The sequence below is a fragment of the Desulfosporosinus cupriresistens genome (assembly GCF_001707885.1).
GTDB lineage: Bacteria > Bacillota > Desulfitobacteriia > Desulfitobacteriales > Desulfitobacteriaceae > Desulfosporosinus.
The window spans coordinates 1-8,473 of record NZ_MASS01000092.1 but is presented as its reverse complement, the minus strand read 5'-3'; the positions used below and the strand labels follow the sequence as shown (position 1 = coordinate 8,473).

Annotated in this window: 7 protein-coding genes; all 7 read right to left on the bottom strand. The window is 43.2% G+C overall.

Annotated features, from left to right (window positions below):
* Positions 1–420: 420 nt before the first annotated feature.
* The gene (locus DSBG_RS20670) at positions 421–2,085 is read right to left on the bottom strand and encodes a ribonuclease J (RefSeq protein WP_009616234.1); all 1,665 of its coding nucleotides are present in this window, start codon (positions 2,083–2,085) and stop codon (positions 421–423) included.
* A gap of 502 nt (positions 2,086–2,587) precedes the next feature.
* Positions 2,588–3,538 (bottom strand): 4-hydroxy-tetrahydrodipicolinate synthase, encoded by a 951-nt coding sequence (dapA, locus tag DSBG_RS20665; protein ID WP_068966795.1) that lies wholly within the window; start codon positions 3,536–3,538, stop codon positions 2,588–2,590.
* A gap of 45 nt (positions 3,539–3,583) precedes the next feature.
* Complete coding sequence (gene dapG / locus DSBG_RS20660) at positions 3,584–4,807, bottom strand: aspartate kinase (RefSeq protein WP_068966794.1); 1,224 nt, start codon at positions 4,805–4,807, stop codon at positions 3,584–3,586.
* Between the two features lie 283 nt (positions 4,808–5,090).
* Positions 5,091–6,080, bottom strand: coding sequence for an aspartate-semialdehyde dehydrogenase (locus DSBG_RS20655; RefSeq protein WP_068966792.1), 990 nt, complete (start codon positions 6,078–6,080; stop codon positions 5,091–5,093).
* A 96-nt stretch (positions 6,081–6,176) separates the two neighbouring features.
* Positions 6,177–6,764 (bottom strand): dipicolinate synthase subunit B, encoded by a 588-nt coding sequence (locus tag DSBG_RS20650; protein ID WP_068966790.1) that lies wholly within the window; start codon positions 6,762–6,764, stop codon positions 6,177–6,179.
* Positions 6,765–6,782: 18 nt separating this feature from the next.
* Positions 6,783–7,694: a dipicolinate synthase subunit DpsA gene (dpsA, locus tag DSBG_RS20645; protein WP_068966788.1), complete on the bottom strand. Its 912-nt coding sequence runs from the start codon at positions 7,692–7,694 to the stop codon at positions 6,783–6,785.
* 86 nt (positions 7,695–7,780) lie between these two features.
* A partial coding sequence (dapB, locus tag DSBG_RS20640) for a 4-hydroxy-tetrahydrodipicolinate reductase (RefSeq protein WP_068966786.1) occupies positions 7,781–8,473 on the bottom strand: 693 nt, incomplete at its 5' end.

Genomic DNA, 8,473 nt, shown 5'->3' with positions numbered 1-8,473 from the left:
ATTCGTTTGCTTTGGCCGCTTGGGCCAGATCTACATTTTAGCATTTTCAACTTACGTTGTCAATAGCTAATTCGTTTTGTTCGGATCGACTAGCTCGAAGCTTTTAACCCCTCGCTTATTCAATCACTGTGCGTCTTTGTGGCGCTCAGTTATAATACCATTTTCGACATGTTCTGTCAACTAATATTTCTTCATTTTCCTCAAAGAAAAATGAGTTAAAGCTCAATACTTTATAAGCAAAACGTGCTATCCTTAAAATGATGCTTAGGGGCTGCCCTAAAATAGAAATTAATTTCTATTTTGAGGCAACCCCTTCTTGCTTATTGGGCTAGAATGCAACCCAGAACCGTCCCCAGTTGCACCCTCTCCTTAAAAAGATGCTAAAAAACGCTCCACTAAATGGAGCATTTTTTAGCTATACTATTCAACTTCTTGAATAATAGGTAAAATCATAGGCCGACGACGGGTTTTTTCGTAAAGCTGTTTACTTAAGGCATCACGAATTTGGCTTTTTAACACAGCCCATTCTGTGATCCGATTCTCTCGACACCTCGCCATCGTCTGCCTTACTTTTAGTTTGGCGTCGTCTAACATAGACTCCGACTCACGAACATAAACAAACCCACGCGTTACAACATCCGGTCCTGCAACAATCGCTCCATTTGAACGACTTATAGTCATAACGACAATCAAAATGCCGTCTTGAGAGAGTTGTTTTCGGTCCCGTAGCACAATGTTGCCTACATCTCCAATACCCAATCCGTCAATCAAGACTTTACCAGATGTAACCTTACCACCCAGAGCTGCGCCGTGGCGTGTGAACTCAACAATTCCTCCGTTTTCTGAGACAAAAATATCCTCCCGTAGAATACCAAGTTCCTCCGCTAACTGGGCATGTTTGATCAACATTCGATACTCTCCGTGAACGGGCATAAAATACTTTGGTCGGACCATGTTGAGCATTAATTTTTGCTCTTCCTGACTAGCATGGCCAGATACATGCATTCCATCTGTCGATTCATAGATAACATTCGCACCAAGCTTAAATAATTGATCGACCGTTTTAGCCACTGATTTTTCGTTACCTGGAATTGGACTCGCCGAGATTATCACAGTGTCTCCTGGCTGAATAGCTACGTGCCTGTGATCATGGTTCGCCATTCGGGTCAAAGCAGACATCGGCTCTCCCTGACTCCCTGTGGTCAAAATACAGGCTTGATTTCCCGGTAAACCAATAATTTCATCAATGTCTACAAGTGTGCCCTCAGGAATATCCAGATACCCCAGTTCTGCCGCAATGCTAACAATGTTAACCATGCTTCGTCCAACAACCGCCACCTTACGGTTCGTCGCAACTGCCGAAGTGATCGCCTGCTGAAGACGATATACGTTTGAAGCAAAACTAGCAAGAATCACTCGATCCTTGGCATTATGAAAAGCCTCATCAATCATATGCCCGACGTTTCTCTCTGACGGTGTAAAACCCGCTCTTTCCACATTAGTGCTGTCCGATAATAGACATAAAACACCTTTGTCGCCCAGTTCGGAAAACTTATGGATGTCAAGCGTCTCACCTGAAACTGGAGTATGATCTAATTTAAAATCCCCTGTATGAACGATCGTTCCCAAGGGGGAATGAATGGCAATACCTACTGCATCCGGAATGCTGTGGTTGACACGAATAAATTCAATTCGAAATACTCCAAGCTTAATGACATCCCGCGGTTGTACTACTGTAGCCTTTATATTAGTCAAATTATTCTCTTTGATTTTGGACTGAATGATACCTAATGTCAAACGTGTTCCGAAAATCGGAACATCTATATCTCTTAATAAGTAGGGTAAGGCACCAATGTGATCTTCATGTCCATGAGTAAGTAAAATGCCAAGAAGCATTTCTTTATGTTCAATCAGATATGAGTAATCCGGTATTACGATATCAATTCCCAGCATGTCTTCATCCGGAAATGCTAATCCGGCATCGACAAGCACCATCTGATTGTCATAGCGGATCACAGTCATGTTCTTACCAATTTCTCCAAGTCCGCCTAATGGAATAATTTGCAATTTATGCTCTTTCGGCAATCAAATCTACCTCCTGTATTTATTTTATCTCTTGCATTGTGCCAAAAATCTAAGGGGACCCCCGCGGTTTCTTTCGACGCCCAAAATAAGGACAACAAAAAGACACGAAATACCATAAACGAATACAACGACGCCCAGTATTCGTCAATATTTCGAAAAGGATCTATAAAACTAGCCGCACAATATAGATACTATATTATAGCGTGCAAAACGCTGTCTGGCAAGTTTCTTCATCTCTCACGCCTTATTCACAGTACTTATTTCTAGCTTGTCGGAATTATGACATAATACTTTTCAGCTCTATAACATCATTATTCAGGGTGATGCCTAATAATTATACTAATGTTGTTTATTTGGCAACTAAATGCTTATAACAAGACTAGGGAGAGATTAACTAACAAAAATGAACCCCCGCTTAAGCTTAAGCGGAGGTTCATTTTTGTTAGTTATTTTGGTTGCATTTATTGTATGATAATTTACTCAATTACTTACCTTAATTCCTTCAAACAATAGTGTTGCTGGCCGTTTCACAAGCCACCTTTAATTCCGGTGTTATTTGAGCAGTACTTTTATTTGCGCGTAGCTTTTTAATACTATCCATAAGATCGTTTAAAAACTTCATTTCGTCCAGCGTCGCATTAGCTAAAGGAAGACGTACTCCGCCAGCATTAATCCCGAGCATATTCACAATAGACTTAATGGGAACTGGGTTCGTCGTTACGAAAATTCCTTTGAAGATTGGAAAGAGATCCAAATGCCATTGTGTAGCTTGGATGGCATCCCCAGCAAACCAGGCATCTATCATTTGTTTCATCTCTTCTCCAATAACATGAGCTGCCACGCTGATGACTCCGTCGCAGCCTAAGGCTAGCATCGGCAGAGTCATAGAGTCATCACCGCTATAAATCACAAACTCAGGAGGCAAGATTCTTTTAAGTTCAGTGACCTGATCGACTGAACCTGCTGCTTCTTTCAAAGCAACAATATTGGGAATTTCAGCTAGTCTTTTCACCGTCGCAGGCATTAGATTAGTTACGGTCCTACTCGGCACATTATAAAGGACCAGCGGTAACGATGTTGCTTCGGCAATAGCTTTAAAGTGCTGATATAAGCCCTCTTGAGAAGGTTTGTTATAATAGGGCACCACTGCCATCAATCCATCCACACCCGTTGTCGCAGCCTTGCGCGCGAGCGAAACACTGTCATCAGTGGAATAGGACCCGATCCCGGCAATTACCGGTGTTTTCCCAAGTGCCTCTTTTACGACTCTAAAAAGCTCTACTTTCTCATCGTCCTTTACGGTCGGAGATTCTCCAGTCGTACCACATACCACAACGCTATCAGATCCGTGAGCGATTAAATATTGAGCTAAGCGTTTGGCTTCTTCATAATTAATCTCCAAAGCTTCATTCATGGGGGTTACCATGGCTGTCAAGATTCTTCCAAATGACATTTCTCTCATCCTTCCTCATCCTTTCTTTCCAATTCTTTCTTTCCATTAAATACCTAACTGGAACTTTTGGTGTAAGGTTTGAACTGCAGTCACCATGTCTTCCTTATGAACTAGTACCCAAATAGTAGTATGTGAATCCGCTGATTGTAGTATGGTCACGGCGGCATCAGAAAGTGCTTCAACCATATCAGCCATTACACCCGGGACACCAGCAATTGCACCAACAATTGAAACTTTAGCACAACTCTGAACAGCCTCTGGTTCAAAACCCATATTCTGTAGTATTCTAACCGCTTTAGACGCAATCTCATCTCGAACGGTATAGAGTACGACTTCCGGCGAAACGCTGATAAAGTCAACACTAATGTCGGCAAGGGCCATCGCTTTAAAAATTCGTTTGTCAGTAAGACATTTGTCTTGAACATCTGCTGTTAAAATCCGAATTTGCGTAACATTCGGTGTATGCGCAATTCCTGTAATTAAACGGTCTGTAGTAATATCTGTTCCTACGCCACGTTCTGGATGCATGTTAGTAACTAATGTTCCTGGTGCATTTGAAAAAGTCGATTTAATTCTAAGGGGAATATTGCGTTGCATCGCAATTTCAACAGCACGTGGATGAATGACTTTAGCTCCCTGATAGGCCAATTGACATATTTCATTATACGTAACTATATCTAAAATCCGTGCATCTTCAACGATTCTTGGATCCGCGGTCATGATTCCATCGACATCCGTATAAATATCTATCGCTTCTGCCTCAAGTGCAACCCCAAGTGCTGAAGCCGTAGTATCGCTTCCTCCTCGCCCAAGGGTTGTGATCTGACCGTCTTCCGTCATTCCTTGAAAACCGGCAACGACAACCACTTTGCCCTTAGCAAGCTGTTCCAGAATAGTGCGCGGCTCTACGCGTACAATCCGGGCATCCCCAAACTCCTTGTCAGTGATAATTCCTGCCTGCCCACCTGTAAAAAGAACCGCTTCAAAGCCCTGACTGATTAACGTGCTTACTAGAACAGTTCCAGAAATAACTTCACCGCAACTCATCAGAAGATCCAACTCTCGTTTCGGTAAATCGGGATAAATTCCATTTACCATACTCAGGAATGTATCGGTTGCATAGGGATCTCCAGAACGGCCAATCGCAGAAACTACAATAACAGGAGAATACCCACTATGTACCGCCTCGGAAACTTTTGAAATAACCTGAGTTCTACGTTCTGCCGTAGCCACGGAGGTTCCGCCAAACTTCTGTACCAAAATACGCAACTCTCGGTCCCCCCTCTTCGAGGTACGATGTTCAACGCTCGAGGTACAATATTAAAACCCCATAGACTCAAATTTTATACCTCAGGACACTGACTTTTAGCATTAAATTTTGAATTCTCTATTTTAGAATCGCAACATCATGCCTCAAACCTCAGGCTTCATTCTTCAGACCTTTGGGCCTAATATTAATTTACCGATTATATCGAACTTCGTATCTCGTTCTCACGCTTCAATTAAATCAGTCTTCAATAACGAACTTCGAACTTCGAACTCAATGGTCAACTTAAAGAAGGAGTTCTGCAATCTGTACAGCATTTGTTGCCGCACCTTTGCGAATTTGATCTCCAACTACCCATAAGTTGAATCCTTGAGCGATGGAAAAGTCTTTTCGTAAGCGCCCTACATAGACTTCATCTTTGTCAGCACTAAACCACGGCATGGGATAACGATCATTACCCGGATCGTCATCAACTATAAGACCCTCAGCTTTGCTTAAGGCTTCTCGGATTTCTGAGACACTAACTAAGCGATCTGTCTCAACATTAATGGACTCTGAGTGACTGCGGAAAACAGGTACCCTAACCGTTGTTGCTGTGATCGCCATATTTGGAACATGGAAAATCTTTTGCGTTTCTTTGACCATCTTCCACTCTTCTTTGGTATAGTCACCCTCCTGGAAAACATCAATGCGAGGAATAACATTAAAGGCAATCTGATAGGGAAAAACTGCCGACGTTAGATCTTCATTTTGAGACCATGCCTTAACCTGTGCTCCTAGTTCCTCAATACCTTCTCGTCCCGCTCCGGACACGGCTTGATATGTAGAAACTACAACTCGACGAATTCCTGCCAAATCAAAAATAGGTTTGAGAGCAACTACCATTATAATGGTTGAACAATTAGGGTTCGCTATAATACCCTTATGCCATTTTACATCTTCTGGATTAACTTCAGGTACTACAAGAGGCACTTCTGGGTCCAGCCGAAATGCACTGCTGTTATCAATCACCACGGCCCCACTGTCCACCGCGGAACGAGCAAATTCAGTACTGCCTGATCCACCGGCAAAGAGCGCAATATCTACACCCTTGAAACTCTCGTGGGTTGTCTCGTGAACCTCCAGTTCCCGATCCTGCCATGAAACGCGTTTTCCTGCGGAACGTTTTGTTGCTAATAACCTAAGTTCATCGATAGGAAAATTGCGTTCATTAAGTATTTTAAGAAACTCTTGGCCAACAGCGCCTGTAGCGCCAACAATTGCTATATTCGGCATTCCATATGTTCCTCCCTATTTTTGTTTGCATTTAGTCTTGTGAAAAGGGCGCCCTGCGGGATAAAGCAGGACACCTTTTTTACAGGCGATCACCATTTATCGATAATCTAAAAGCACAGGTTGAATTTGTTTCCCTGTACAGGCCATGAGGATGGTTTCCGGAATTTTATCCATATGAGCTACTAAAGAATTCGCTTTAACTTGGGGGTTATCTTGACCAAACGGCACCAAATAAATATTTTTTGTAATGAGTAGAGTTCCAATATTACGTGCATTTAATCCCAGTCCATCATTGGTTGAAATCGCTAAAACCAAAGGTCTTTGATTACGCAAATGTGATTTTGAAGCCATAAGTGCCGGAGTATCTGTTATTCCATTGGCTAGTTTGGCCAGGGTATTTCCTGTACAAGGAGCAATTACCAAGCAATCAAACATCTTTTGAGGCCCAACCGGCTCAGCTCCAGGAATCGTATGGATCGGTTCCTTATTCGTGATTTCCCGAAATTGATTCAGCCAGTCCTCTGCCTTTCCAAATTTTGTGTCCATACTTTCAACTGCATAAGAGATAATCGGTGTCACGTCTGCACCTTCATCAACCAAGCGTTTCATAATTTTGATACCTTCATGTAACATACAGTGTGATCCTGTAAGAGCAAACCCAATTTTCAACCCGTCAAACTGCATCCCTTCGCACCTCCACTTTCAAGACTGAACCGTAGCATTCAATGTGGTCAAGTGACGAAGAATAAGTTGCGGATAGATTTGAGCAAGAATTCGACCAGCCGTTTTCGGAGCTACAATACCAGGGAGACCCGGAGCCAGAATTGCTTTAATGCCAAGCATCTGGGCGTATTCAAAATCCGTCCCGCCCGGAATAGAAGCCAAATCCACGATTACTGCATCCTTAGCCACCTTTTCTAACATCACGCGATCTAATAAGAGATGAGGTACCGTGTTAAAAATAATTTCTGCACGTTCAATCTCATTCTCAAGATCTGCTAGATTTACAGCATGGAATCCCATTTCAAATGCACGTGCTAAGTCTGAAGGCTTGCGAGCGACCCCTGTTACGTGCGCCCCAATCCCTAGTAACATGCGCGCTAGAGTCCAACCGGTCCGTCCTAAACCTAAGACGAAGCTTTCGCTACCATGAATCGTAATGGTTGTATTCTCCATCGCCATTTGAATGGCCCCTTCTGCCGAAGGTATAGAGTTAAGAATAGTAATTTCGTTAAGGGTTATGGTTTCCACCAGTTGGATTCCCATATTCTCTGCTGCTGACTTCAAAGCCGGCCGCGCCCAGCCAATTAACAGTGGAACACGTGCTGGAATAGCTTGAAGAACTTCTTTGTTTAATACGATAGGTTGGTCAGAATATTTGGCTTTGACTACCCCCCGTTCATTCGTGCCGAACATTGGAAAAAGCAACATGTCTACTTGACCAACTGCGTCTTGAAGCGATGGCGCCAGCTCCATTCCTGAAATGGGCGGTGCATTTTCGAATCCAACCCCAACTATGTAGGCTCCCTGCTTTTGGAGTTCGGGGATCAAATAAAGTTCTCGATCGTCCCCTCCGATCACGGCCAAACTAATTCCTTTCAGACCCGCACTCATCTTTATGCCCCCTTTGAGACAATGTCCCATTGACTACAATCCATTATATGAGGAAGCGCGGGCTGTGGTGACGCGTGATTAATTACCTAATCGAGGAAATTCTCGAGTCCTATCACTAGCTCCGTCAAATCTGAAGCCTTACGAATACCCAACATAACCCCAGGCATATAGGTTTCTCTCGTAAATGCATCATGGCGGATTATTAACGTTTGTCCTAATCCTCCAAATAAAACTTCTTGGTGAGCAATCAAACCCGGTAAGCGTATAGAGTGGATATGGATCCCTCCAATATCCGCTCCTCGAGCCCCCGGGATTTTCTCATACTCATTCGGATGCCCCTGAATCATCGGTTCACGAACTTCCGAAATTACTTCTGCAGTTTTTAAAGCAGTACCCGATGGGGCATCTAATTTCTGATCATGGTGCAATTCAATGATATCCACATTGGGAAAATATTTTGCAGATTCCCTAGCAAATCGCATCATTAAAATTGCCCCTATGGCGAAATTGGGAGCTAGGAACGCACCTACGTTTTCTTTAGCAACAAGGGTTCGAATTTCTTCTATTTCAGTTTCATCCAAACCTGTAGTCCCAATTACGGGAACTACTCCGGCCATAATCGCCGTTTTAGAATTCTTTAGAACCGATTGGGGATTAGTGAAGTCCACTAAAACATCCGCCCGTAACTCGCGCAGAATTTCGGCATCCAATGGACCCGTAATATCTACGCCAACTCTTGGTACGCCAACAACAAATCCAACGTCCATCCCTAGATGTCG

Bases quoted from the DNA above. Each gene is read 5' to 3' on its own strand.
- dapA (WP_068966795.1), bottom strand. From the start codon at position 3,538: ATGTCATTTGGAAGAATCTTGACAGCCATGGTAACCCCCATGAATGAA.
- DSBG_RS20650 (WP_068966790.1), bottom strand. From the start codon at position 6,764: ATGCAGTTTGACGGGTTGAAAATTGGGTTTGCTCTTACAGGATCACAC.
- dpsA (WP_068966788.1), bottom strand. From the start codon at position 7,694: ATGAGTGCGGGTCTGAAAGGAATTAGTTTGGCCGTGATCGGAGGGGAC.
- DSBG_RS20655 (WP_068966792.1), bottom strand. From the start codon at position 6,080: ATGCCGAATATAGCAATTGTTGGCGCTACAGGCGCTGTTGGCCAAGAG.